The organism is Bradyrhizobium sp. USDA 326 (assembly GCF_049739485.1).
GTDB lineage: Bacteria > Pseudomonadota > Alphaproteobacteria > Rhizobiales > Xanthobacteraceae > Bradyrhizobium.
Genome location: NZ_JBMGQA010000001.1, coordinates 5,174,515 through 5,200,304 on the forward strand (window position 1 = coordinate 5,174,515; position 25,790 = coordinate 5,200,304).

Annotated in this window: 19 protein-coding genes; 8 read left to right on the forward strand and 11 right to left on the reverse strand. The window is 64.6% G+C overall.

All coding sequences use genetic code 11. The annotated features are described in order from the left end of the window. The first annotated feature begins 15 nt into the window (after positions 1-15). Positions 16-1,968 (forward strand): squalene--hopene cyclase, encoded by a 1,953-nt coding sequence (gene shc / locus ABIG06_RS24350; protein WP_370138884.1) that lies wholly within the window; start codon positions 16-18, stop codon positions 1,966-1,968. Next, positions 1,965-2,714, forward strand: a complete 750-nt coding sequence (locus ABIG06_RS24355) for a phosphorylase (protein ID WP_124160771.1) — start codon at positions 1,965-1,967, stop codon at positions 2,712-2,714. The genes shc and ABIG06_RS24355 overlap by 4 nt, the downstream gene beginning before the upstream one ends. A gap of 80 nt (positions 2,715-2,794) precedes the next feature. Here the strand turns inward: ABIG06_RS24355 and hpnH are convergent, their stop codons facing one another. Both hpnH and ispH read right to left on the reverse strand, forming a co-directional pair. Next, positions 2,795-3,955, reverse strand: coding sequence for an adenosyl-hopene transferase HpnH (gene hpnH / locus ABIG06_RS24360; RefSeq protein WP_124160772.1), 1,161 nt, complete (start codon positions 3,953-3,955; stop codon positions 2,795-2,797). A gap of 35 nt (positions 3,956-3,990) precedes the next feature. Then, entirely contained in the window at positions 3,991-4,917 is a 927-nt protein-coding gene (ispH, locus tag ABIG06_RS24365) for a 4-hydroxy-3-methylbut-2-enyl diphosphate reductase (RefSeq protein ID WP_370140897.1), read from the reverse strand. Positions 4,918-5,371: 454 nt separating this feature from the next. Between ispH and ABIG06_RS24370 the strand changes: the two genes are divergently transcribed. Further along, positions 5,372-7,960, forward strand: a complete 2,589-nt coding sequence (locus ABIG06_RS24370; RefSeq protein WP_370138885.1) for an MMPL family transporter — start codon at positions 5,372-5,374, stop codon at positions 7,958-7,960. On the opposite strand, the gene ABIG06_RS24375 is transcribed toward ABIG06_RS24370, so the two are convergent. Next, a complete protein-coding gene (locus ABIG06_RS24375; RefSeq protein WP_199751539.1) occupies positions 7,928-8,575 on the reverse strand; it encodes a DUF2147 domain-containing protein in 648 nt (215 codons plus the stop codon). The two genes, ABIG06_RS24370 and ABIG06_RS24375, sit on opposite strands and share 33 nt — an antisense overlap. Before the next feature lie 142 nt (positions 8,576-8,717). Here ABIG06_RS24375 and hpnO point away from each other — a divergent pair, with 142 nt between their 5' ends. Further along, positions 8,718-10,109, forward strand: a complete 1,392-nt coding sequence (gene hpnO, locus ABIG06_RS24380; RefSeq protein WP_370138886.1) for an aminobacteriohopanetriol synthase HpnO — start codon at positions 8,718-8,720, stop codon at positions 10,107-10,109. Between the two features lie 122 nt (positions 10,110-10,231). Here hpnO and ABIG06_RS24385 read toward each other — a convergent pair whose 3' ends face one another. The 6 genes from ABIG06_RS24385 to ABIG06_RS24410 all read right to left on the reverse strand — a co-directional run bounded on the left by ABIG06_RS24385 (position 10,232) and on the right by ABIG06_RS24410 (position 15,651). After that, complete coding sequence (locus tag ABIG06_RS24385; RefSeq protein WP_370138887.1) at positions 10,232-10,996, reverse strand: anti-sigma factor family protein; 765 nt, start codon at positions 10,994-10,996, stop codon at positions 10,232-10,234. Then, positions 10,993-11,541 carry a sigma-70 family RNA polymerase sigma factor gene (locus ABIG06_RS24390; protein WP_370138888.1) on the reverse strand — a complete coding sequence of 183 codons (549 nt, stop codon included), beginning with the start codon at positions 11,539-11,541 and terminating at the stop codon, positions 10,993-10,995. Before ABIG06_RS24390 ends, ABIG06_RS24385 begins: the two co-directional genes overlap by 4 nt. Positions 11,542-11,650: 109 nt before the next feature. Continuing rightward, on the reverse strand, positions 11,651-11,986 hold the full coding sequence (locus ABIG06_RS24395; protein WP_370138889.1) for a cupredoxin domain-containing protein: 336 nt from the start codon (positions 11,984-11,986) through the stop codon (positions 11,651-11,653). A gap of 19 nt (positions 11,987-12,005) precedes the next feature. Continuing rightward, on the reverse strand, positions 12,006-12,950 hold the full coding sequence (locus ABIG06_RS24400) for a metallophosphoesterase family protein (RefSeq protein WP_370138890.1): 945 nt from the start codon (positions 12,948-12,950) through the stop codon (positions 12,006-12,008). A gap of 167 nt (positions 12,951-13,117) precedes the next feature. Next, positions 13,118-14,002, reverse strand: a complete 885-nt coding sequence (locus ABIG06_RS24405; RefSeq protein WP_124160779.1) for an alpha/beta fold hydrolase — start codon at positions 14,000-14,002, stop codon at positions 13,118-13,120. A gap of 29 nt (positions 14,003-14,031) precedes the next feature. After that, positions 14,032-15,651, reverse strand: a complete 1,620-nt coding sequence (locus tag ABIG06_RS24410; protein WP_124160780.1) for a GMC family oxidoreductase — start codon at positions 15,649-15,651, stop codon at positions 14,032-14,034. Between the two features lie 171 nt (positions 15,652-15,822). Between ABIG06_RS24410 and ABIG06_RS24415 the strand changes: the two genes are divergently transcribed. Next, positions 15,823-16,992, forward strand: a complete 1,170-nt coding sequence (locus ABIG06_RS24415) for a M20 aminoacylase family protein (RefSeq protein ID WP_124160781.1) — start codon at positions 15,823-15,825, stop codon at positions 16,990-16,992. A gap of 103 nt (positions 16,993-17,095) precedes the next feature. Here ABIG06_RS24415 and ABIG06_RS24420 read toward each other — a convergent pair whose 3' ends face one another. Continuing rightward, positions 17,096-18,538 carry a UdgX family uracil-DNA binding protein gene (locus tag ABIG06_RS24420; protein WP_370138891.1) on the reverse strand — a complete coding sequence of 481 codons (1,443 nt, stop codon included), beginning with the start codon at positions 18,536-18,538 and terminating at the stop codon, positions 17,096-17,098. Beyond that, the gene (locus ABIG06_RS24425; protein ID WP_370138892.1) at positions 18,538-19,770 is read right to left on the reverse strand and encodes a putative DNA modification/repair radical SAM protein; all 1,233 of its coding nucleotides are present in this window, start codon (positions 19,768-19,770) and stop codon (positions 18,538-18,540) included. The genes ABIG06_RS24420 and ABIG06_RS24425 overlap by 1 nt, the downstream gene beginning before the upstream one ends. Before the next feature lie 162 nt (positions 19,771-19,932). Between ABIG06_RS24425 and ABIG06_RS24430 the strand changes: the two genes are divergently transcribed. The 3 genes from ABIG06_RS24430 to ABIG06_RS24440 are packed head-to-tail and all read left to right on the forward strand — an operon-like array spanning position 19,933 to position 25,764. Next, positions 19,933-20,721: an ImuA family protein gene (locus ABIG06_RS24430; RefSeq protein WP_370138893.1), complete on the forward strand. Its 789-nt coding sequence runs from the start codon at positions 19,933-19,935 to the stop codon at positions 20,719-20,721. Beyond that, positions 20,618-22,213 (forward strand): Y-family DNA polymerase, encoded by a 1,596-nt coding sequence (locus tag ABIG06_RS24435; protein WP_370138894.1) that lies wholly within the window; start codon positions 20,618-20,620, stop codon positions 22,211-22,213. Before ABIG06_RS24430 ends, ABIG06_RS24435 begins: the two co-directional genes overlap by 104 nt. Continuing rightward, positions 22,210-25,764 carry an error-prone DNA polymerase gene (locus ABIG06_RS24440; protein ID WP_370138895.1) on the forward strand — a complete coding sequence of 1,185 codons (3,555 nt, stop codon included), beginning with the start codon at positions 22,210-22,212 and terminating at the stop codon, positions 25,762-25,764. Before ABIG06_RS24435 ends, ABIG06_RS24440 begins: the two co-directional genes overlap by 4 nt. Positions 25,765-25,790: the final 26 nt, after the last annotated feature.

The following is a 25,790-nucleotide window of genomic DNA, read 5'->3' on the forward strand; positions in this document are numbered from 1 at the left end:
GAGCAATCGAGCGACATGGATTCCGTGAACGCGACCAGCCGCGAGACCCTGGAATCGAGCATTGCCTCGGCCACCCAGGGCGTCCTCGGCTTCCAGCAGTCCGACGGCCATTGGGTGTTCGAGCTCGAGGCCGACTGCACGATTCCAGCCGAGTACATCCTGCTGCGCCACTATCTCGCAGAGCCGGTCGACACCGTGCTCGAGGCCAAGATCGGCAACTACCTGCGCCGCGTTCAAGGCGCCCATGGCGGCTGGCCCCTCGTGCATGACGGCGAGTTCGACATGAGCGCGAGCGTGAAGGCTTACTTCGCGCTGAAGATGATCGGAGATTCCGTCGACGCGCCGCACATGGTGCGCGCGCGCGAGGCGATCCATGCCCGAGGCGGCGCGATCAACAGCAACGTCTTCACGCGCTTCCTGCTGGCGACGTTCGGCGTCGTGACCTGGCGCGCGGTGCCGGTGCTGCCGATCGAGATCGTGCTGCTGCCGTTCTGGTCGCCGTTCCACCTCAATAAGATCTCCTACTGGGCGCGCACCACCATGGTGCCGCTGATGGTGATCGCCGCGCTGAAGCCGCGCGCGAAGAATCCGCTAGGCGTCGGCATCGACGAGCTGTTCCTCCAGGACCCGCGTTCGATCGGCATGACCGCCAAGGCGCCGCACCAGAGCATGGCCTGGTTCCTGCTGTTCCGCTCGCTCGATGCCATCTTGCGCGTGATCGAGCCGCTGTTTCCGAAGAGCCTGCGCAAGCGTGCGATCGACGCCGCGCTCGCCTTCATCGAGGAGCGGCTCAACGGCGAGGACGGCATGGGCGCGATCTACCCGCCCATGGCCAACATTGTCATGATGTATGACGCGCTCGGCAAGGATGAGAACTATCCGCCGCGCGCGACAACGCGGCGGGGCATCGAAAAGCTGCTCGTGATCGGCGACGACGAGGCCTATTGCCAGCCCTGCGTCTCGCCGGTGTGGGATACGACCCTGACCGCCCATGCGCTGCTGGAGGCCGGTGGAGAGAAGGCGGTACCCGCCGCCAAGCAGGGCCTCGACTGGCTGATCCCGAAGCAGGAGCTCGAAGTGAAGGGCGACTGGGCCGTGAAGCGGCCCGACGTCCGCCCCGGCGGCTGGGCCTTCCAGTACAACAACGCCCATTATCCTGACCTCGACGACACCGCGGTCGTGGTGATGTCGATGGATCGCATGCGCCGGGAGCACGGCGCGACCGGCTATAATACCGCGATCGCCCGTGGCCGCGAGTGGATCGCGGGCATGCAGAGCGACGACGGCGGCTGGGCCGCCTTCGACGTCAACAATCTCGAATATTACCTGAACAACATCCCGTTCTCGGACCACGGCGCGCTGCTCGATCCGCCGACCGAGGACGTCACCGCGCGCTGCATCTCGATGCTGGCGCAGCTCGGCGAGACCGAAAAGACCAGCAAGCACGTTGCCGACGGGATCGCGTACTTGCGGAAGACCCAGCACCCGGAGGGGTCCTGGTACGGCCGCTGGGGAATGAACTTCATCTATGGAACCTGGTCGGTGCTGTGCGCTCTCAACATGGCCGGTGTCGACCACAAGGACCCGATGATCCGGAAGGCCGCCGACTGGCTGACCTCGATCCAGAACCAGGATGGCGGCTGGGGCGAGGACGCCGTCAGCTACCGGCTGGACTACAAGGGTTGGGAGGCTGCCCCCTCGACAGCCTCGCAAACGGCATGGGCCTTGCTTGCCCTGATGGCGGCAGGCGAGGTTGATCACCCCGCCGTCGCCCGCGGGGTGGAGTACCTGATTGCAACACAGAACAAAAAAGGACTGTGGGACGAGCAGCGGTACACCGCCACAGGCTTCCCCCGTGTATTCTATCTACGGTATCATGGTTACCCGAAGTTCTTTCCGCTGTGGGCGTTGGCGCGGTATCGGAACTTGCGGAACACCAACAGCAGGGTGGTAGGGGTCGGAATGTGACTTTGGGGACGGGGGACTGTTTCACCGCGGGTAATACCATCGACCCGCGGCCGATACTGATCGTGACCGGACTGGTTCAGGAGGCTCGCATTGCGGCCGGGCCCGGAATGGCAGTCATCTGTTCATCCAGCAGCCCGACCCAGTTGCGGGCGCTGCTGACGGTGGTGGATCCTGATACGATTCGCGGCGTGATCTCCTTCGGCGTGGCCGGCGGGCTCGACCCGACGCTGCGGTCCGGCGACGTCGTGCTGGCGACCGAGGTGCTGTCCGGCGATGCCCGCTGGGCGGCCGGGCTGTCGCTCGGCGACGACCTGATCGAGCGCCTGACCTCCGGCCGCCGCCGCGTCGTGCGCGGCAGCCTCGCCGGCGCCGAGGAGGTGGTCACGAAGCGGGCCTGCAAGGCGGCGCTGCATTCGGAGACGGGAGCCTCCGCCGTCGACATGGAAAGCCACATCGCGGCCGCCTACGCTGCCGAGGCCGGGCTGCCCTTCGCCGCGGTTCGCGTCATCAGCGACCCCGCCCATCGCGCGCTGCCGGCGCTCGCCCGCGCCGCCATCAAGCCGAACGGCCAGATCGATCTCGCCGCCGTTCTGCGCGGCATCGTCCGCAATCCGGCGACGCTGCATGCGCTGGTCTCGACCGGCCTCGACTTCAACCGCGCCCTGCGCTCACTTCGCGGCTGCCGCGATTATCTGATCGGAACGGAGCTCATCGAGAGCGAGGCGCTGGTGTCGAAGGCGGCCTGAGCGGCTTCCTCGATTCGACAAAAAAGGCCCGGTCGCCATTGGCACCGGGCCTTTTCCATTCGTGACTATTTCTGTCGCGCCTACGCGGCGGTCGAAGCCTTCTGCGCGGCCTTCGCCTGCGCGGCGGCGGCTTCGTCCTTGCGGATCTCGGACAGCTTCTTCTGGACCTGCTCCGAGAAGATGTACTGCGCCGGGCGCTGCTTGCTCATGTCGATCTCCGGCGCCATCGGGCCGGTCGTCCTGACGCCGCGCAGCGCCACCCACATCGCCTTCAGCGGGTTGTTGAGCGCTGCCGTGGCCGCGGTGGGCTCATAGCCGCAATGGGCCATACAGTCGGCGCACTTCTCGTAACGGCCGGTGCCGTAGGTCTCCCAGTCGGTGGTCTCCATCAGCTCCTTGAAGGTCTTGGCGTAGCCTTCACCGAGCAGGTAGCAGGGCTTCTGCCAGCCGAAGATGTTGCGCGCGGGCATGCCCCAAGGCGTGCACTCGTATTCCTGGTTGCCGGCGAGGAAGTCCAGGAACAGGCCGGAATGCATGAAGTTCCACTTCTTGCCTTTGCCCATCGCGAAGACGTCGCGGAACAGCTTCTTGGTCTTGGTGCGGTTGAGGAAGTGCTCCTGGTCCGGCGCGCGCTCATAGGCGTAGCCCGGCGACATCGAGACGCCGACGCCGAGCTCGACCGTGAGGTCGAGGAACTTTGCGATCTCCTCGGCCGGATGGCCGTCGAAGATGGTGGCGTTGACGTTGACGGTGAAACCGCGCGCCTTGGCCGCCTTGATCGCCGAGACGGCGCGGTCGAACACGCCCTTCTGCGACACGGCTTTGTCATGGTGGTCGCGCAGGCCGTCGAGATGCACCGAGAAGAACAAGTACGGCGAGGGCTCGAACAGATCGAGCTTCTTCTCGAGCAGCAGCGCGTTGGTGCAGAGCGAGACGAACTTCTTGCGCGCGACGAGGCCACGCACGATCTCGCCGATCTCCTTGTGGATCAGCGGCTCGCCGCCGGGAATGGCGACCATCGGCGCGCCGCACTCGTCGGCCGCGTCCCAGCACTCCTGCGCGGTCATGCGGCGGTTGAGGATCGCATCGGGATAATCGATCTTGCCGCAGCCGACGCAGGCGAGGTTGCAGCGAAACAGCGGCTCCAACATCAGCACGAGCGGATAGCGTTTGCGGCCAAGCAGTTTCTGCTTGAGCAAATAGCCGCCGATACGCATTTCCTTGAAGAACGGGATAGCCATTACAGGTTTCTTTCTGGGCTTTGAATTCGGGTGGGTCAGCTCGCAGCCAGTTGGGCCGGAAGCCGGAATTCGATGTTTTCCTCGCGGCCCGGCAGCACCGAGACCTTGACCGGTCCGATCCGCCGCATCGCTTCGATCACGTCATCCACGAGTACCTCGGGCGCCGAAGCGCCGGCCGTGACGCCGACGGTCCTGGCATCCTTCAACCATTCCGGATTGAGCTCGCTGCCGTCGGCAATCAAATAACTCGCGACGCCGGCCTCAGTGCCGATTTCGCGGAGCCGGTTCGAGTTCGAACTGTTGGCAGCGCCCACCACCAGGATCACGTCGACCAGCTTGCTCAAATCCCTTACCGCAGATTGGCGGTTCTGTGTCGCATAGCAGATATCCCGGATATCCGGGCCTTGAATATCTGTAAAGCGGGCCTGAAGGGCCGCTATGATGTCCTTGGTGTCGTCGACCGACAGGGTGGTCTGGGTGATGTAGGCCACTGGCGTATCCGCCGGCAATGTGAGCGCCTTAACCTCCTCGACGCTCTGGACAAGCTGCACCGGTCCCGGGACCTGGCCCATCGTGCCCTCGACTTCGGGGTGGCCGGCATGGCCGATCAGAATCAGCGTCCGGCCCTTGCCGATGTAGCGCTTCCCCTGATTGTGAACTTTCGTGACCAGGGGGCAGGTGGCATTGAGCACCGGAAGGTCGCGCGCGGCAGCCTCTTCCTCGACACTGCGGGCGACGCCATGGGCGCTGAAGACCGTCACCGCCTTCGCCGGCACCTCGGAGAGTTCCTCGACGAAGATTGCGCCTTTGCTCTTCAGGCTCTCGACGACGTACTTGTTGTGCACGATCTCATGGCGCACGTAGACGGGCGGGCCGTACTTCTCCAGCGCCCGTTCCACGATTTCGATCGCACGCACCACGCCCGCGCAGAAACCGCGCGGTTGCGCCAGATAAACTTCCATTGGACGTCCATCACGCAAGTTGCACCAATCCGCTTTCGTAAGTTCCCCGGCGGCACCCCGATACTGACCAATGAGTTGCAATATCCGCACCATTGGTTCGCACACGCGGTAGCTGCCCACCCTCATTGGGGCTCCGGCGCATGGAGGCGCAATACTTTGTGTCAAAAAATCGGCAATAAGGAAAGAAGGGAACGCTGGCAGCTCATTTCTTAGGTATTATAGTAGCTGACACCCTGTGCGCAAATTCGCGACATCGGTGCATCGTTCTTCGTCACTTTCCCGCCTCAAGTCCCCGGCTATACCGACCGCCCGCATGATTTTGCCACGGTCCCCCGCCGTTTACCTCGAACCTTCGCGCGGCGAGAACCACTCAAAACAGCAATAGGTTTCGCCGGGGAACTCCGATAAACAGCGGGCGTTTCCGGCAAGCTGTTTAACCGCAGAAAGAAAAGAAGTGCTGCAAAGCGTAGTCGTTGCCATCGTCAGGGCCTGCACCCGGTTTGCCTCCCTCGTCGTCGTTCTCGGGCTCCTGCTGTCGGTGGGGGCGGGCTATTACACTGCGCGCCACTTCGCCATCAACACCGACATCAATTCGCTGATTTCCCAGAATCTCGACTGGCGCAAACGTGACCAGCAATTCGACCAGGCGTTTGATCAGAACGAAACGATCCTCGCTGTGATCGAGGCCCGGACGCCGGAGATGGCGAGCGCCGCGGCAGACGCGCTCTATGCCAAGCTGAAGGACGACAAGACCAACTTCCAGTCGATGCAGCAACTCGGTAGCGGCGAGTTCTTCGAGAGGAATGGACTGCTGTTCCTGCCGACGGAAGAAGTCGCCAAGATCACCGGCCAGTTCGAATCCGCCGCGCCCCTGATCGAGATCATGGCCGGCGATCCCTCGATCCGCGGCCTCACCGGCGCGCTTGAAACCGGCCTTGCCGGGGTCAAGCGAGGCCAGGTCAAGCTCGACAATACCGAGCGGCCCTTCAACCTGATCGCGCAGACCGTCGAGACCGTGCTCAACAAGGGCAATGCCAGCTTCTCCTGGCGCGAGCTCGTCAGCGACGAGCCGTTGAAGGATTCGGACAAGCGCACCTTCATCGAGTTCAAACCGGTCCTCGACTACAACGCGCTGGAGCCGGGCAAGGACGCCACCGACGCGATCCGGAAAGCGGCGGCCGATCTGGACTTTCCCACCAAATACCAAGCGCGGGTGCGCCTGACCGGCCCGGTCCCGATCGCCAACGAGGAATACGCGACCGTACAGGAGGGGGCCGTCGTCAACGGCGTCGGCACAGTTCTCGTCGTGCTGGTCATCCTGTGGCTGGCGCTGCATTCGGCGAAGATCATCTTTGCGGTGTTCGTCAATCTCTTCGTGGGCCTAGCGATCACGACCGCGGCCGGCCTGATGATGGTCGGCTCGCTCAATCTGCTGTCGATCGCGTTCGCGGTGTTGTTCGTCGGTCTCGGCGTCGATTTTGGCATCCAGTACAGCGTCCGCTATCGCTCCGAGCGCTACAAGCACAATGACCTCTCGGGCGCGCTGGTGCTGGCCGCCAAGCGCTCGGCGGTGCCGCTGTCGCTCGCGGCGATGGCCACCGCAGCGGGCTTCCTCTGCTTCATGCCGACCGACTACAAGGGCATCTCGGAACTCGGACAGATCGCCGGTGTCGGCATGCTGGTGGCGTTCGTGTCCAGCATCACCGTGCTGCCGGCGCTGCTCAAGCTCCTGAACCCGCCCGGCGAGCCGGAGCCCGTCGGCTACGCCTTCCTGGCGCCACTCGATCACTTCCTGGAGAAGCATCGCGTTCTGATCGTCGGCGGCACGCTGCTGCTCGCGCTTGGCGGCCTGCCGCTGCTCTACTTCATGAAGTTCGACTTCAACCCGATGAATCTGCGCAACCCGAAGGCCGAATCGATCGCCACCTTCCTCGATTTGCGCAAGGACCCCAACACCGGCGCCAATGCCATCAACGTGATGACGACGTCGGAGGAGCAGGCGAGGCAGGTCGAGGCGAAGCTGGAGAAGGTGCCAGAGGTGCTCAGGGTGATGTCTCTGGACAGCTTCGTGCCACAGGACCAGCCGCCGAAGCTGAAGCTGCTCGCACAGGGGGCCAAGGTGCTCAACCCTGCGCTGAACCCCGATCAGATCGATGCGGCGCCGTCGGATCAGGAAAACGTCGAGTCGCTGAAATCGTCGGTCGACAATCTGCGCCGGACCGCGGGCGACGCGAAGGGACCTGGGGCGGTCGCCTCGCGCCGTCTTGCAGACGCGCTCGAAAAGCTCGCCGATGGCGACGAGGCCACGCGCAACAAGGCGCAGGACGTGTTCGTCACGCCGATGAAGATCGTGTTCGACCAGCTCAGGAACGCCATGCAGGCCGAGCCGGTCACCCTGAAGTCACTGCCGCCCGAGCTCGTCAGCGCCTGGAAGAGCAAGGACGGCATCATCCGCGTCGAGGCGCTGCCCAAGGGCGATCCCAACGACAACGACACGCTGCGCAAATTCGCGGCGGCGGTGCTCGCGGCCGAGCCGACCGCGATCGGCGGACCGGTCTCGATCCTGAAATCCGGCGACACCGTGGTGAAGGCGTTCATCCACGCCGGCATCTACGCGCTGGTGGTGATCGGGCTCCTGCTGTGGATCACGCTACGCCGGTTCGTCGACGTGCTGATGACGCTGGTGCCGCTTCTGGTTGCCGGCGCAGTGACGCTCGAGATCTGCGTGTTGATCGGCCTGCCGCTGAACTTCGCCAATATCGTTGCATTCCCGCTGCTGCTCGGCGTCGGTGTTGCCTTCAAGATCTATTATGTCGTCGCGTGGCGCTCGGGCAGAACAAACCTGCTCCAGACCAGCCTCACGCGCGCGATCTTTTTCAGCGCGCTGACGACGGCAACAGCGTTCGGCAGCCTGTGGCTGTCGAGTCATCCCGGCACGTCCAGCATGGGCAAGCTGCTGGCACTCTCGCTGGTGACGACGCTGGCTGCCGTGCTGCTGTTTCAGCCGGCCCTAATGGGCAAACCCCGCAATCTCGGGGAGTAGGCAGATGTCGCCGACGGGGTCGGCGGCGCTCTTCTGACCGGGCTTGGCGGCGCCAGCAGCCTTCGGAGCTGCAGGCGCAGGCGCCGTGGCGCCGGTCGTGGCTTGAGCTGCCTGCGCCCCTTGAGGCTTCGGCGGCGCCGCGCCGCCGGATTTCGGCGCGCCCTTGGCCATGGCGTTGACAGGACTCGAGGGGATTGGCGGGCCGACCCGGGTCCAGGTCTCGCCGCCGCAGAGAAAGCCCATCACGCAGCCCTTGATTTCGAGTTGGTCGGGACCAGCCGGCGTGATGGTCGCGCTGTAGAGCTGTCCATCCTTGGCGTTGTAGACCTGTCCTTCCCACTGATCGATACCGGGCTTCTTCTTCATGTCGATCAGGGTAGCCATGCCCAGCGTCGGCCTGTTCTTTTTCGAGACATCCGGATTGTTCTCGTCGCGCCCGCCGGGTTGCTTTTCCCAGGAAACCGCGCCCCACATGCTGCCATAACATTGGGCGACACGAATGTTGGCAACGCTGTCGGCTACCCGCCAGTCGCCGGTCGGGTCTGCAGCGAGCGCGGGTGTCAGGCAGGTGTAACCGCCAGCCAGTATTAGTCCGGTGTAAAGGGCCAAACGCATGATAGTTCCTTGGCAGTGCAACATGATCTAAAAGCTGTGCTTGCGAAGATGGTCCGAAAAAGGGCAAAAGGCCGCACAGAGCGTTTTCAGTAACGGTCCGTTTTCAGTTGACGAGTCGGCCTCCAATCGAAGTATGTAGCGGATGCACAGCCCAAATCCAGACATGTCTCAGCTATTCGCGGACCGTCAGGCCCAGCGCAGCACCCTGCATAACCGATATCTCAACGAGCAGTTCGTCCGGGTTCTCAAGACCATCGGCTACGATGTCGGCTTCCAGAAGGGCCAGGGGCAGTACCTGTACGATCGCGACGGCGCTCGCTACCTTGACCTGTTGTCCGGCTTTGGCGTGTTTGCGATCGGGCGCAATCATCCTGTCATGCGCGATGCGCTCAAGAGCGTGCTCGATGCCGATCTGCCCAACCTCGTCCAGTTCGACGTCTCGACGCTCGCCGGCGTGCTGGCCGAACGGCTGCTGAAATACGTTCCCTATCTCGACAAGGCGTTCTTCGCCAATTCCGGCGCGGAATGCGTCGAAGCCGCGATCAAATTCGCGCGTGGCGCGACCGGCCGTCCCGGCATCGTCTATTGCGCCCACGGCTACCACGGCCTGACCTATGGCGCGCTGTCGCTGACCGGCGACTCGAACTTCCGCACCGGATTCGAGCCGCTGTTGCCGGGCTGCACCCCGGTCCCGTTCAACGATCTGGCCGCGCTGGAAAAGGCCCTGGCCTCGCGCGAGGTTGCGGCCTTCGTCGTCGAGCCGATCCAGGGCAAGGGCGTCAACATGCCCACGGACGAGTTCCTGCCCGGCGCGGCCGCACTCTGCAAGAAGTACGGCACGCTGTTCGTCGCCGACGAGATCCAGACCGGCATGGGCCGCACCGGCCGCTTCCTCGCGGTCGAGCACTGGAACGTCGAGCCCGACATGGTGCTGCTGTCGAAGTCGCTGTCGGGCGGCCACGTGCCTGTTGGCGCGGTGCTGACGCGCAAGGCCATCTTCGACAAGATCTTCAACCAGATGGACCGCGCGGTGGTGCACGGCTCCACCTTTTCCAAGAACGACCTCGCGATGGCCGCGGGCATCGCGACGCTCGACGTCATGGAGTCCGAGAAGCTGATCGAGTCCGCCGCCAAGCGCGGCGCCGAGCTGCGGCTCGCGCTGACGCGCATGGTGCCCGGCTACGAGCTGATGAAGGAAGTGCGCGGCAAGGGCCTGATGATCGGCGTCGAGTTCGGCCCACCGAAATCGCTGCGCCTGCGCGCGTCCTGGAACGTGCTGGAGGCGGCCAACAAGGGCCTGTTCTGCCAGCTCATCACCGTGCCGCTGTTCAAGGATCACAAGATCCTGACGCAAGTCGCCGGCCACGGCAGCCACACCATCAAGCTCCTGCCGCCGCTCACCATCACCGAGGAAGACTGCAGCTGGATCGAGAAGGCGTTCGACGACGTCATCGCCGGCAGCCACAAGGTCCCCGGCGCGATCTGGTCGCTCGGCAAGACGCTGGTGGACAACGCGGTGCGACGGTCGGCCTGATCTTCGGCCGAGCCATCTCGGCATGCGTCATTGCGAGCGAAGCGAAGCAATCCAGGCTGTCTCCGCGGACGTAGCCTGATTGCTTCGTCGCTTCGCTCCTCACATGAGGGTGTCAGGTGCAACTACCCCTCCACATTCGCCTTCATCGCCGCCTCGAACTTGTCGACGAACTCGGCGAGCTCGTCGGCGCCGATATCGCTGACGGCCCAGAAGTTCAGGCCGCGCTCGCCCCAGCGGCGGCAGTTGAAGCCCTGCATGGTCTGCGTCTTCGGCGGTCGGTGTTCGGTGCTCGATGTCTGCGCCACGAACAGATTGATTAAGTGCTGGCGGCGCCTGTAGACAACCGCGCCGATGGCACGGGCGTCGATATAGTCGAGCCGGCCGCCGACCAGCGTAAAGCCTTGCGCGGTGAGATCGATCACCGGTGGGGCGACGTCGAGCTTGCCATTGAACCAGGGCTTCACCGTGTGCTGGTCCGTCGAGACCACGTCGGTGAGGTGACCGGCCTGGAGCGAGCGCAGATGCGCGGAGACGACCTCCGACAGGACGCGCTGCTGGTCGTCCTGGCGCAGCACCAAGGCGACAACGCCCGAAGCGGCGAGCGCGGAGACCGCCGAGCCCATCGCAAAGCCGCGCAGCACGGAGCGGCGGGTCGGCTGGGCTTGCTGCTTCGGCAGCGACGCCTCGATCCGGTCGCGCAGGCTTGCCGGCGCGGTATAGTGCAGCTTGGTGCCAGCGAGCACGCGCTGCATCTCGCGCTGCGCGGCGAACTCCGCGGCGCAGGCCGGGCAGCCGGCGATATGGGCTTCGACCTCGCGCGCATGGCCGGCATCGAGCTCGTTGTCGAGCAGCGCGTGAAGCAGGATCCTTGCTTCGTCGCAGGTCATTTCGCTTGCTCCTCTTCGGCCGTCCAGGCCGCGCGCAGCATGGCGCGGGCGCGGGCGAGGCGGGACATCACGGTGCCGACGGGGGCGCCGACGACATCGGCGATTTCACGATAGGACAGGTTGTTGACCTCGCGCAGCACGAAGGTTTCCTTGAACGGCTCGGCGAGCGCGTCGATCAGCTTGCGGATGGCGCCGGCGTCGCGGCTGCGCAGCATTTCGGTTTCCGGGCTCGACTCGCTCTCCTGCCAGATCGGCGCCTGCTCGTCGGCGCCGGGCGTGTCCTCGATCGCACCGGGCCGGTGCGCTCGCCTTGCATATTCTGCGTTGCAGACGTTGCGCAGGATGGCGAACAGCCAGGGCTTCATCGCCGGGCCGCGATAGCTGTCAAAATGCTTCAGCGCGCGCAGATAGCATTCCTGCACCGCGTCATCGGCGTCGGAGGCATCGCGCAGCAGGTAACGCGCGAGCGTGTAGACGTCGTCGAGATAGGGCAGCGCCGCTTCGCGGAAGCGTTGCGCCTTCTGCACATCGTCGGTGGCCGGCATCGCTCCTCGCTTTGCCTCTGTTTCTTGTTTTGCCGTGATCGAAGGCGCACGCGCCCGGCCGGCGTGGGGCCACCGGCCGGGCAGGACGTTGATGCCTTGGGTGGAGACGTTACTCAACCTTGATAATCCCCGTCATGTGCGGGTGCAGCGAACAAAAATATTCGTAGTCTCCTGCATTGGTGAAGGTGAAGGAGAACTTGTCGTCGGTGTCCAGGGTCTTGGACCTGAACTTGCCGGCAGACACGATGGTGTGCGGGATGTCGTCGCGGTTGGTCCAGGTCACGGTGGCGCCGACCTTGATCTTGAGCTCGGCCGGCTGGAACACGAAATTGTCGATGTGGATTTCCAGGTCGTCGGCGCGGGCTTTTGTTACGGGCAACAGCACGGCCGCGGCCAAAGCGAGACCGAGGTCGACACCGAAGTCGCGGCGATTGAGTGTCTTCATTGTCTGCTTCCGTTCAGCCTTAGCCTTGCAGTGGTGTGTCGATGATCGCGAGCCGCTGCTCGTTCTGCTTGAAGTTGATGCTGGCGACGCCGAGCATGGAACGGAGCTTTGCGTCCTCGACCTTCATCGGACCGGGCGAGGGCGCTGTTCCCGGCGTCGGCTGCGGGAAGGCGGTCGAGCGCGCCGTGTGGAAGGTGACGTTGCCTTCGACCTTCTGCATCACCTGGTGGATGTGGCCGTTCAGCACGGTGACCGAGCCAAAACCCTTGACGTATTCGAGCGCGCGGCCGCCGTCCTCGGTGCCCCAGCCCCATTCCGGATAGACGGTCCAGAGCGGGATATGAGCGAACAGCACGATCGGCGTCGATTTCGACTTGCCGCGCAGATCGTCCTCGAGCCAGGCGAGCTGCTCGGCGCCGAGATTGCCGAGGCCGCCGGCCTTGAGATCGACGACGTTGACGAGGCCGACGAAGTGCACGCCGCCGGCATCGAACGAATACCAGCCCTGGCCCCTGGTGCCGCGGCCGTAGCGCTCGCGATAAAGTTTCACGTCCTCGTCGAGGAAATCGTGCTCGCCCGGTACGTAGTGCACGTCGAGCTTGCTATGCGAGATGATGCGATCGGCATTATCGAACTCGGCGGCTTTCGATAGATGGGTGATGTCGCCGGTGTGAATCATGAAGGAAGGCTTGGTCGGCATCGCGTTGATCTTGCTGACGGCCTCCTCCAGCGTGCCGAGCGCGTTGGGATTGGCCGGCTTGTCGAAGCCGACATGGCTGTCGCTGATCTGGAGGAAGCTCATGCCGGGCGCCACCGCGTTCGCGGCTTGCGCGGAATCGATGATGCCGAGCGAGCGCGGCACGCCGCCCGTGACAGTCCAGAGCACCCCGGTGCCAGCCCAGGTCATGCATTCCAGCACCTTGCGGCGGCTGACGCCGTCATCCCCGTGATCTTGTCCGCTCATCGCGCATCTCCACGTCGCCCGGAATTGGGCTGCGGGGAGGTGATCGAGGCACGGGCGGGTTTATTCCATGGTGGGATGACGATTTCGTGAGGTGGGAGGATCTGTAGCCCGCATGGAGGGAAGCGAGGTACGGGAGGCGCCTGCCCCGGATTGCGCTCGCTCCAGGGCTACGAACCGGAGTTCGCCAGGATTGCCTCGACCACGCGCTCCGGCACTTCCTGCGCCACGCAGTGCCCGACTTCCTCGAAGGCCAGGGTGCTGACCCGCGGAATCAGTGTCGCGGCGCGTCGCGCCATCTCCTTGTAGATCGGCCCCGACTTCGCGGCGGTCGTGATGCGCACCGGGCAATTGATCTCGGTGAGCGCGGAAAACGGGTTGCCGCGGGCATCGCCAACATAGACCTGCTCCATGGCCTCATAGATCGGAAGCAGGATAGCGGATTCGATTTCGGGCATGCAGCAGAGCCGGACGCGGCCGTCGTCGAGCCGCGTGAAGCCGTGGTGTACATAGGCCCATAGCGACGTCTCGGTCCAATCCGCGAACGCCGGCGCTTCGCGGTAGCGCGCGAATACGGCATCTGCGCTGTCGAATTCAGCCCGCCGGCGCAGCGTGCCCTGCACGCGGGCGAGGGATTCCTCGCTCAAATCCCCGGAGCGCGCCGTGCGCGGATCCATGACCGTCGGCTCCATCACGAACAGGCGTGTGAAGCATCCCGGCCGCATTTTTGCTGCCAGCAGCAGGTCGGTCGCGCCCGCGCTGTGGCCAATGCCGTAGATGTCGCGGAGATCGAGCGCATCGATCACCCGGCAGACGTCGTCGGCGTAATCCAGGAAGTGATAAGCGCCGGGCTTGTGGCTGGCGCCGTGGCCGCGGCGGTCGAGCGCGTAGACGGTGTAGGTCAATGCAAGCTCTCGCGCGACCTCGTCCCAGACATCGGCCACGAAGCCGGTGCCATGCAGGAGCAACGCGGGCGGCCTGCCGCTCTCGCCCCATTGCAATATGGCGATCTGCGCGTTGGCCGGGCCGATGGAAAAACGGTGCGGATTGATCATGGGTGAAGTAGTGATGCGCTACGGGTTGACTACTTCGCGTCCTCCAGGATCATCGTGGCCCCTTTCTCCGCAATCATCGCCGTCGGCGTGTTGGTATTGCCCGAGGTGATGGTCGGCATGATCGAGGCATCGACGATGCGCAAGCTTCCGAGGCCGTAGAAGCGCAGGCGCTCGTCGACCACCGCCAAGGGATCGTTCGCCGCGCCCATCTTCGCCGTGCCGACGGGGTGAAAAATGGTGGTACCGATATCGCCGGCGGCCTTCGCCAACGAGGCGTCGTCATCGCCGACCGTCGGCCCCGGCAGATATTCGCTGGGCCGATATTTTGCCAGCGCCTTCTGCTGCATCAAGCGGCGCGTGGTGCGAATGGCGTCGGCGGCGACCTGGCGGTCGTCGTCGGTCGACAGGTAATTTGGCGCGATGATCGGCTTCTCATCAGGCGTTGTTGCGCGCAACCGCACGGTGCCGCGCGAGGTCGGCTGCAGATTGCAGGCGCTGACGGTGATGGCGGGAAAGCGGTGCAGGGGATCGCCGAACTTGTCGAGCGAGAGCGGCTGCACGTGAAACTGAATGTTGGCGCGGGCGCGCGTCGCATCCGAGCGTGTGAAGATGCCGAGCTGCGAAGGTGCCATGGTCAGAGGACCGCGGCGGCGGAAGGCGTAGTCGAGACCCATCAGGCCGCGGCGGAACAGGTTGTAATAGGTCTCGTTCAACGTACGGACGCCCTCGACCCTGTAGATCGCGCGCTGCTGGAGGTGATCCTGCAGATTGCGCCCCACACCCGGCTTGTCCATGACGATGTCGATGCCGAGCGGCGACAGCCAGTCGGCCGGTCCGATGCCGGAGCGATGCAGCACCTGCACCGAGCCGATCGCGCCGGCCGAGAGCACCACCTCGCGTTTCGCGCGCGCCTCGACGATCTCGCCGTTCTGGATGAAGCGGACGCCGACGGCGCGGCCCTGCTCGACGACGAGGCGGTCGACCAGCACATGCTTCTCGAGCCGCAGATTGGGGCGGTTCAGTGCGGGCTTGAGGAAGCCGCGCGCCGAAGACCAGCGCCGGCCGCGCTTCTGGTTGACGTGGAAATAGCTCGTGCCTTCGTTGTCGCCGGTGTTGAAATCCGGGATGCGCTTGATACCCATCTCCTCGGCGGCATCGCCGACGGCGTCGAGAATGGCCCAGGACAGCCGCGGCGCCTCGATGCGCCAGCCGCCGCCGGCGCCGTGATGCTCGCTGGCTCCGAGGAAGTGGTCTTCCAGACGCTTGAACAACGGCAGCACGTCGTCATAGCCCCAGCCGGTCAGCCCAAGCTGGCGCCAATGATCGTAATCGGCGGCCTGTCCGCGCATCGAGATCATGGCATTGATCGCCGAGCAGCCGCCGATCACCTTGCCGCGGGGATAGGCGAGCGCGCGGCCGTTCAGGCCGGGCTCCGCCTCGGTCTTGAACATCCAGTCGGAGCGGGGATTGCCGATCGCGAAGAGATAGCCGACCGGGATGTGGAACCAGATCCAATTGTCGTCGCCGCCGGCTTCCAGGATGAGCACGCGGTTGTTGCGATCGGCCGAGAGCCGGTTGGCGACGATGCAGCCGGCCGTGCCGGCCCCCACGACGATGTAGTCAAACTCACCTTCGAGCCGCCTTGGCATTCTGCTTCCACCCGGATGGTCACTGTGCGTTCCGTCTAATAGGCAGACGCAGCGGATCGGGACAAGCCCGGCCATGACGAGAGAACAGAGCTACCCCGGACCCTCCGCCGGTTGGGTGGACCGGCGCTTGCATGGTAGAGAGTCGTATTCCAACAAAGCTCGAGACCCTGCATGCCTATCGTGAACCGCGTCGCCGACCTTCAGCCCGACATCCAGGCCTGGCGGCGGGACATCCATGAGCACCCCGAGCTGCTGTACGACGTCCACCGCACCGCAGCATTCGTCGCGGATCGCCTGCGGGAGTTCGGCTGCGACGAGGTCGTGACCGGTCTCGGCCAGACCGGCGTGGTCGGAGTGATCAAGGGCAACAAGCCGGCTGGCGAGGGGCTCAAGGTGATCGGCATGCGTGCCGACATGGACGCGCTGCCGGTCGAGGAGCAGACCAATCTACCTTACGCCTCCAAGAGCCCCGGCAAGATGCACGCCTGCGGCCATGACGGCCATACTGCGATGCTGCTAGGGGCCGCCCGCTATCTCGCCGAAACCCGCAACTTCGCCGGCGATGCGGTGGTGATCTTCCAGCCCGCCGAGGAGGGCGGCGCCGGCGGTGCGGCCATGGTCAAGGACGGCCTGATGGAACGCTTCGGCATCGACCAGGTCTACGGCATGCACAACGGGCCGGGCATCCCGATCGGCTCGTTCGCGATCCGCCCGGGTCCGATCATGGCAGCGACCGACGAGGTCGACATCATGATCGAGGGCGTCGGCGGCCACGCCGCGCGTCCGCACAAATGCGTCGATTCCGTGCTGGTCGGTGCGCAGGTGATCACGGCACTGCAGTCGATCGTCGCGCGCAGCGTCGATCCGCTTGAATCGGCCGTGATCTCGATCTGCGAATTCCACGCCGGCAACGCCCGTAACGTCATTCCGCAGACCGCGACGCTGCGAGGCACGATCCGCACGCTGACGCCGGAGGTGCGCAAGCTGGTCGAGAAGCGCGTGCACGAAGTCGTGGCAGGCGTTGCGCAGATCACGGGCGCCAAGATCGACCTGCGCTACAAGCGCAATTATCCGGTCGTGAACAATCATGCGGCGGAGACCGAAGTGGCGCGGCGCGTCGCCGAGCAGGTCGCGGGCGAGGCCAATGTGCACGACATGGCGCCGCTGATGGGCGGCGAGGATTTCGCCTACATGCTCGAAGCGCGGCCCGGCGCCTTCATCTTCTGCGGCAACGGCGACAGCGCCGGCTTGCATCACCCCGCCTACAATTTCAATGACGAGGCGATCGTCTACGGCACGTCCTACTGGGTCAAGCTGATCGAGGAATCGCTCGCGGCCTGACCACCGACGTCATCCCGGGCGCCAGAGGCGAAGCCGGAATATCGAGATTCCGGGGTCGGCCCTGCGGCCGCCCCGGAATGACGACCTGAAAAGGGCCGGGACATCAGGCAGCCCGGGCGGCCTTCTTCTGCAAGGCAGCGGCGATCTTCAGATCCTCGACAAAGCGCCGATATTCCAGCGCCTTGGCTTCAGGATCGGGCAGCCGCAGCAGATAGGACGGATGCACCGTCACGAGTGCTTTGCGTCCGTCGGGAAGGTCTATCAGCCGGCCGCGGTTCTTGCCGATCGGGGTGATCTTGCCGAACACGCTTTGCGCGGCGGTTGCTCCCATCGCCACGATGAGATCGGGCTGGATCGCCGCAACTTCCCGTTCGTACCATTGCCGGCAGGCCCGGATCTCAGGTGTGTTCGGCTTCTGGTGCAGGCGAATTTTTCCACGTGGCACGAATTTGAAGTGCTTGACCGCGTTGGTGACGTAGACCTTCTTGCGGTCGACGCCGGCTTCCTCCAGCGCGCGGTCGAGCATCTGGCCGGCCGGGCCGACGAAGGGATGGCCGGCGAGGTCTTCCTTGTCGCCGGGCTGCTCGCCGACCAGCATGATGTTGGCATTCCTCGGCCCTTCGCCGAACACGGTCTGGGTTGCGTCCTTATAGAGATGGCAGGCGCGACAATGCGCGGCCTCCTCGCGGAGCGCTTCGAGATCGTCGACAGCTGGCTTGCGTTTCATCGGAGCCTCCGGCCGCTTCTGAGGCTTGCGCGGATCGGTTGCGGCATTGGCGATCATAGCACCGGTCATGCGTTCGGCGTCCTCGATCAAGGGCTTAATGATCGAAGCCTCGGGCAGGTTCCTCCAATATTTTTTTGGCATTTCGGCCTGCATCGCCTTCACCTTGAGACGGGCTGGATTGAAGATGCTGGCGTAATAGCGCCGCCAGGTTTCTTCCAGCCGGTCTTCGCGCGGTGCTTCGCTCCTGCTGACGCCGGATGTGAACGAAAGTGCGTGGCCATCCCAATGCGCGCAGAGGTCCGGTGTCAGGATCGACCACGGCATGTCGGAAAAGCGCTTGGCGAAGAACGGCGCGGCGAGCTCGACGATGTGATGCTCCGGCTCGAACCAAGCGACGTAGTGTGCCTGGCGTTCCCGGCCGATCTCGCGGAAACGGACGAAGGCGTGCATCTTGTGCTCGTCGCGATGGACCGCCTTTGCCATGGCCGTGACCTGCGCGACATCAGGATCGGTCGCAACCTCGATGAGGTCGTGATTGTCCTTCAATCGCCAGAGCAGGCGATAGAGGATCGCAAAACGCTTGATATCACGGTGCAGGATTGCGGCCTTGGCCAGCTCGATGAATTTTGCTGATACGTTGAAGGTGCCGTCATTCGCTTCGAGGATCGGAGACGGCGAGGGTGGCGCGAACAACTCCGCTTCGCCACCTCGCACGGTCCAGGTGACATCGCGCGGCTCCACATGATGTAGAACGAGCGTGCGGGCGGCTTTGCGCCAGCCGTCGAAATCGGTTTCGGTGTCGAGTGTGATGTACTGCATCAGAAGCCAAATCCGAGTTGCATTGCTTTCGGCTTGAACCGTTCGATCAGCCGCGCCTCTTCGAGCCGATGTGGCGAGGGGCGGTGATCGCTGAGGACGATGAACGGCAGCGCCTTGTTGCGGGGCACGTGCAGCCGCGCGAGATCGGCAAGGCGGATCGTGGTGGTGCGCCGCGTCGCGATGATGCGTTCGACCGCCTTGGTGCCGAAGCCCGGCACCCGCAGCAGCTCCTCGCGGCTGGCGCGGTTGACGTCGAGCGGGAAGCGGTCGCGATGGCGCAGTGCCCAGGCGAGCTTGGGATCGATGTCGAGCGGCAGCATCGCGCTGTCGTCGACGATCTCGCCGACATCGAAGCCGTAGAACCGCATCAGCCAGTCGGCCTGGTAGAGCCGGTGCTCGCGCAGCAAGGGCGGCGCCCGCAGGGGCAGGGCGCGGCTGGCATCGGGGATCGGGCTGAAGGCGGAGTAATAGACGCGCCGCAGGCGGTAGGCGCCGTAGAGATTGGCGCTGGTGTGGAGAATGGTGTGATCGGAGGCCGCGTCGGCGCCGACGATCATCTGCGTGCTCTGGCCGGCCGGCGCGAAGCGCTGCGGCTTGGCCTTCTTCGTGCTGCGGCTGTCCTCGGCCTCGTCCAGCTTCAGCCGCAGCCGGCCCATGGTGCGGCGGATCGCGCGGACGTCCTTCTCCGGCGCGAATTGCTGCAGGCTGGTCTCCTGCGGCATCTCGATATTGATGGAGAGGCGGTCGGCATATTTGCCGGCCTCCGCGATCAGCGCGTCGTCGGCTTCGGGAATGGTCTTCAGGTGAATGTAGCCGCGGAAGTGATGCTCCTCGCGCAGTTTGCGCGCGACGCTCACCACCTGCTCCATGGTGTAATCGGGACTGCGGATGATGCCGGAGGAGAGGAAGAGGCCCTCGATGTAGTTGCGCCGGTAGAAGTCGAGCGTCAGCTTGACGACCTCGTCGATGGTGAAGCGGGCGCGCGCTACGTTCGAGGAGGCGCGGTTGACGCAATAGAGACAATCGTAATTGCAGGCATTGGTCAGCAGCACCTTGAGCAGGGAGATGCAGCGTCCGTCCGGCGCATAGGAGTGGCAGATGCCCATGCCGGGCGCGGTCGAGCCCATGCCCTTGCCGTCGCTGGAATCCCGCTTCTCGGTGCCGCTGGAGGCACAGGATGCGTCGTATTTGGCGGCGTCCGCCAGAATCTCCAGCTTGCGTTGTACGTCCATCCTGGAATCCCTTTGATTCAGCTCATGAATCCGATTGAGCGCCAATTCGATTGACTCTTCTGGTCTCGTTAGCTTTATATTAGAACATATCATGAACAAATGAGCCAGCCGTTGGTTCTTCTTTTGAGGACCACGGCATCAATCTCTGAAGGAGCGGCGAGCATGAGCGGCGCACGTGGAAGCGCGCTTGCGATCTTGCGCGGCCAGATCGAGCGCATCGAGACCGCGGAGGTCGTGCATCCGCGCGATCGCGTCGCGCTTGGCCACAACGCGGCCGACAGCGCGCTGAAGGGCGGGCTCGCGCGTGCGGCGATCCACGAGGTGTTTTGCGAAGGGCGTCAGGGCGCTGCCGCGACCGGCTTCGTCATGGGGCTTGCGGGACGCGTGAGCGCGCGTCGGCCGCTGCTGTGGGTGCGGCAGGATTTTTCGGAGATCGAGACGGGTGCGCTGTCGATGAGCGGGCTATCCGAGCTCGGCTTCGATCCGCGCCGGGTGGTGATGGTGCGCGCCGCCGATGTCGAGAGCGCGCTACGCACCTCGGCCGATGCGCTCGCCTGCGATGCGCTGGGCGCCGTCGTGCTCGAGCTCTGGGGCGAGATCAGACAGTTCGATCTCGTGGCGAGCCGCAAGCTGACGCTCGCCGCGCAATCTTCCGGCGTCGCCGGGTTGCTCCTGCGCATGGCCGCACAACCTTTACCCTCGACTGCGGAGACGCGATGGATGCTGCGCGCGGCACATTCACCGCCGGGGCAGGCATGGAGCACATGGGGCGCGCCGCGCTTCGATGCCGAGCTCTTGCGCAATCGTCATGGCCCGTGCGGCCGGTGGATCATGGAATGGAATTGTGATGAGTGCCAGTTCAGTGAACCGTCGACGTATCCTCAGCCTGTGGCTGCCGCGCCTGCCCATCGACCGGCTCCAGCGGTTTTTCGGCAGCGCCGGGCTGGGTAAAGCCAATCATGAGCCCAGCATCGTCGTCATCAAGGACAACAATGCGCTGGTGATCCATGCGCTGGACGAGGCCGCCGAGCGCCTCGGCCTGTACATCGGCCAACCCCTGGCCAATGCGCGGGCGATGTGTCCTGACCTGAAGGTGTTCGATGCCGATGTCGTGGCCGATGCGAAGACGCTCGGCGATATCGCCGACTGGTGCGACCGCTTCACGCCGCTGGTGGCGCTCGATCCGCCGCACGGGCTGTTCCTCGATATCACCGGCTGCGCGCATCTGTTCGGCGGCGAGGCCGCGCTGCTCACGACGCTGGTCCGCGCGCTGGCCCGCCAGGGCTTTGCCGTCAGCGCCGCGATCGCCGGGACCTCGGTCTGTGCGCGCACGCTGACGCGGCAGGCCTCAGGCACCATCGTCGCGGATGGCGAAGAGGCGGCGGCGATCAGCGCATTTCCGGTGTCCGCGCTTGGTGCGGGCGAGGTCATCACCACCGGCCTGCGCCGCGCCGGCCTGAAGACCATCGGCGATGTCGCCGCGCGCGCGCCGGGCGAGATCACCGCGCGGTTCGGCGCGCGCTTCTCCACGCTGCTCGCGCATGCGCTGGGACAGGGCGATGCGCCGATCAACCCGCGCAAGCCGCTGCCCGATTACATCGTGGAGAAGCGCTTCGCCGAGCCGATCGCGACCGACACCATGATTGCGATGACGCTGTCGCGGCTCGCCGACACGTTGATCGCCTCCATGGAGAAACAGGGCAAGGGCGCGCGCCGTCTCGAAGCGGCGTTCTTCCGCACCGACGGCGTGGTGCGCGCGATCATGGTCGAGACCGGACGTCCGGTAACGCGAAGCGACGTGATCGACCGGCTGTTCCGCGAACGGCTCGATGCGCTCGCCGATCCGCTCGATCCCGGCTTCGGCTTCGACATGGTGCGGCTGTCGGCGAGCCGCACCGAGATCGTGGTGCAGGAGCAGCGCGATCTCGATGCGCATGTCCATGACAATGACGAGATTGCTGCGCTGATCGACCGCATCGCCGCGCGCATCGGCGGAAAGCGCGTCGTCGTGCACCTGCCGCAGGACACCCATATCCCTGAAAGCGCGGTGCTGGCCGCGCCGGCGCAGCATCATCTCACGGCTGCCATGCAAGCCGAATGGCCGGCGCGTGCCGAGAGCGAGCCGCCGCTGCGCCCCTTGCGGCTGTTCGACAAGCCGGAGCCGATCAAGGTGCCGTTCGCGACCGTGCCTGATGGTCCGCCGCATCAATTCACCTGGCGCCGCGCGCTGCATGCGGTGGTGCGGGTGGAAGGGCCCGAGCGTGTCGCGATGGAATGGTGGCGGCAGAACGGCAAGCAGCTGACGCGGGACTATTTCCGCATCGAGGACTCCGACGGCCTGCGCTTCTGGATCTTTCGCGACGGACTTTATGAGGGAGAGTGCTTCGATGCCGACGGCAAGCCCGTTCCTCCCGGCTGGTATGTGCACGGTCTCTTCGCATGAATACGCTTAGCTATGCCGAGATCGGCATCACCACCAATTTCTCCTTCCTGCGCGGCGGCTCGGATCCGCGCGCCTATGTGCATCAGGCCAGCATCCTCGGCATCCCCGCGATCGGTATCGCTGATCACAATACGCTCGCCGGCGTGGTGCGGGCCTACAAGGAGCTCGACAATGACAAGGTGCTGCACAAGCCGAAGCTTTTGATCGGCGCCCGCATCGTCTTCGTCGACGGCACTCCCGACATCCTGGTCTATCCGCGCGATCGCGCGGCCTATGGCCGGCTGTGCCAGCTTCTCACCCGGGGCAAGCGCGGCGACGACATCACGCGGATCGAGAAGGGCGAGTGCCGTCTCACTTTTGCCGATCTCCTGGAATTTTCGGAAGGCCAATTGCTCATCCTGACGCTGCCGCATCGCTTTGACCCGGCGCAGGCGCTGGATGTTCTTGCGCGGCTGAAGGCGGGGGACGCCGAAGGCGTGTGGCTGGCCGCGAGCCTAATCTATCGCGGCGACGACCGGCGCCGCCTGGCGCGGCTCGATGATCTCGCCGCCAAGGCAAAGGTGCCGCTGCTCGCGACCAACGAGGTGCTGTATCACGATCCCGGCCGCCGTCCGCTGCAGGACGTGCTGACCTGCATCCGGGAAAAGACCACGATCGCCGCGATCGGGAGGAAGCTGGAAGCCAATGCCGAACGTTTTCTGAAGACTCCACGCGAAATGGCGCGGCTGTTCCGCGATTTTCCTGAAGCGATCGCGGAGACCATGCGCTTTGCGGACAGGATCGACTTCTCGCTCGACCAGCTCAAATACCAATATCCGGACGAGCCGGTGCCGCCGGGCAAGACCGCGCAGGGGCATCTGGAGGACCTGACCTGGGCGGGGGTCGACAAATATTTCGGCGGCGAGATCGACGACAAGCTGCGCGCGACGCTGAAGAAGGAACTCGCGCTGATCGCCGAGCTGAAATACGCGCATTACTTTCTCACCGTGCACGACATCGTCCACTACGCGCGCAGCCAGAACATTTTGTGCCAGGGCCGCGGCTCGGCGGCGAACTCGGCCGTGTGCTATGTGCTCGGCATCACCTCGGTCGATCCGACCAAGGTCGATCTGTTGTTCGAGCGCTTCATCTCCAAGGAGCGGCTGGAGCCGCCCGACATCGACGTCGATTTCGAGCATTCGCGGCGCGAGGAGGTGATGCAGTATGTCTATCGGCGCTACGGCCGCCACCGTGCCGCGATCATCGCCACCGTCATCCATTATCGCCCGCGCAGCGCCATCCGCGACGTCGGCAAGGCGCTGGGCCTGACCGAGGACGTCACCGCCGCGCTCGCCGACACCGTCTGGGGCAGCTGGGGCAAGGGCCTCAACGACATGCAGGTCAGGCAGGCCGGGCTCGATCCCAACAATCCCATGATCAACCTCGCGGTCGAGCTTGCGACCGAGCTGATCGAATTCCCGCGCCATCTCTCCCAGCATGTCGGCGGCTATGTACTGACGCAGGACCGGCTCGACACCTATGTGCCGATCGGCAATGCCGCGATGGACGATCGCACCTTCATCGAATGGGACAAGGACGACGTCGACGCGCTCAGCATGATGAAAGTCGACGTGCTGGCGCTGGGCATGCTGACCTGCATCCGGAAATGTTTCGATCTGATCGACCAGCACAAGGGCGAGCGTTTTGTGCTGGCGAGCATCCCGCAGGACGATCCCAGGGTTTACGACATGCTGTGTGCCGGGGAATCGCTCGGCGTGTTCCAGGTCGAGAGCCGCGCGCAGATGAACATGCTGCCGCGCCTCAAGCCGCGGACCTTCTACGATCTCGTCATCGAAGTCGCGATCGTGCGCCCCGGGCCGATCCAGGGCGACATGGTACATCCGTATTTGCGGCGGCGGAACGGACTTGAGAAGGTGAGCTATCCCTCGCCGTCGCCGGAGCATGGTGACAAGGACGAGCTCTACAAGGTGCTGCACAAGACGCTCGGCGTCCCGCTGTTCCAGGAGCAGGCGATGCGCATTGCGATCGAGGCTGCACATTTTACGTCCGAGGAAGCCAACGGCCTGCGCCGCTCGATGGCGACCTTCCGCAATGTCGGCACCATCGGCCAGTACGAGGAGAAGCTGATCGGCAACATGGTGGCGCGCGGCTATGACCCCAATTTCGCCAGAAGCTGCTTCGACCAGATCAAGGGATTTGGCTCCTACGGTTTTCCTGAGAGCCATGCCGCGAGCTTTGCGCAACTGGTCTACATTTCGTCGTGGCTGAAGCACTACCATCCCGACGCATTCTGCTGCGGCTTGTTGAACTCGCAACCGATGGGGTTTTATGCGCCTGCGCAGATCGTCGGCGATGCCCGCAAGAACGGCGTCGAGGTTCGCGACATCGACGTGTCCTACAGCTTTGCGCAGAACACGCTGGAGGAGGGGAGCGGCAAATTCTGCGCCGTGCGCCTGGGCTTTCGCCAGATCGACGGATTCCACTGGCTGGACGAGGATGAGGAGCGCTTGAAGCGGGCCAAGGCGCTGCGCAAGCGAAGCGTTGATGAACACGAGTCAGGGACGCACGAACGGTTGGGCTCTCTCCCCCCTTGCGGGGGAGAGTTGGAGAGAGGGGTAAGCCACGACCAGCGTCCGCGCGGCTCACCCCTCTCCCTAACCCTCCCCCGCAAGGGGGGAGGGAACCTATCCATCTCCCGTGCGGCCCTGGACCAGATGCGCGTTGAAAAAGCTGAACTCGACTGGGCCGACCGCATTGTCGCCGCCCGCAACCGCCGTCCCTTCACCTCGCTCGAAGACTTCGCCCGCGACACCGGCCTGCCCAAGCGCGCGCTGATCCTGCTCGCGGATGCCGACGCGTTCCGATCGCTCGGGCTCGATCGCCGCGAGGCGCTGTGGCAGGTGCGGCGGTTGCCCGACGACGTGCCGCTGCCGCTGTTCGAGGCGGCGACCGCGCGCGAACAGCCGGATGAGCACGCCAAGCCGCTGCCGGTGATGCCGCGCGCCGAGCAGGTGGTCGCGGACTACCAGACTATCCGCCTGTCGCTGAAGGGCCACCCGATGGAATCTTTGCGCGAGATGTTTACGCGCGAGCGCATCGTCGCCTGCAAGGACATCAGCCACGAGAACGAGCGACGCCGCGTCCGCTGTGCCGGCGTGGTCTTGGTCCGGCAGCGGCCGGGCAGCGCCAGCGGCGTCGTGTTCATGACGCTTGAGGACGAAACCGGTATCGCCAATGTCGTGGTGTGGCCCAAGATCATGGAACAGTACCGCAAGGAGGTGATGGGTGCGCGCCTCATCCTGGTCGAAGGTTATATCCAGAGCAGCCCTGAAAAGGTGACGCATCTCATCGCCCAGCGCATGGTCGACCGCTCTCATGATCTGGTCGGATTGGCCAACGATGCCTTAAGCCGCAAGCATCCGGTACCGGCAGGCGCCACCGTGGTCGAACCGCTCAACGACGACCCTCGCGCTCATCCCGACGCCCCGGCGCAAAAAATCCGCCACCCTCGCAACGTCCGCATCCTGCCGCCGTCGCGGGATTTCCATTGAGGCTGCGGCGCGGGATGCCGCCCACG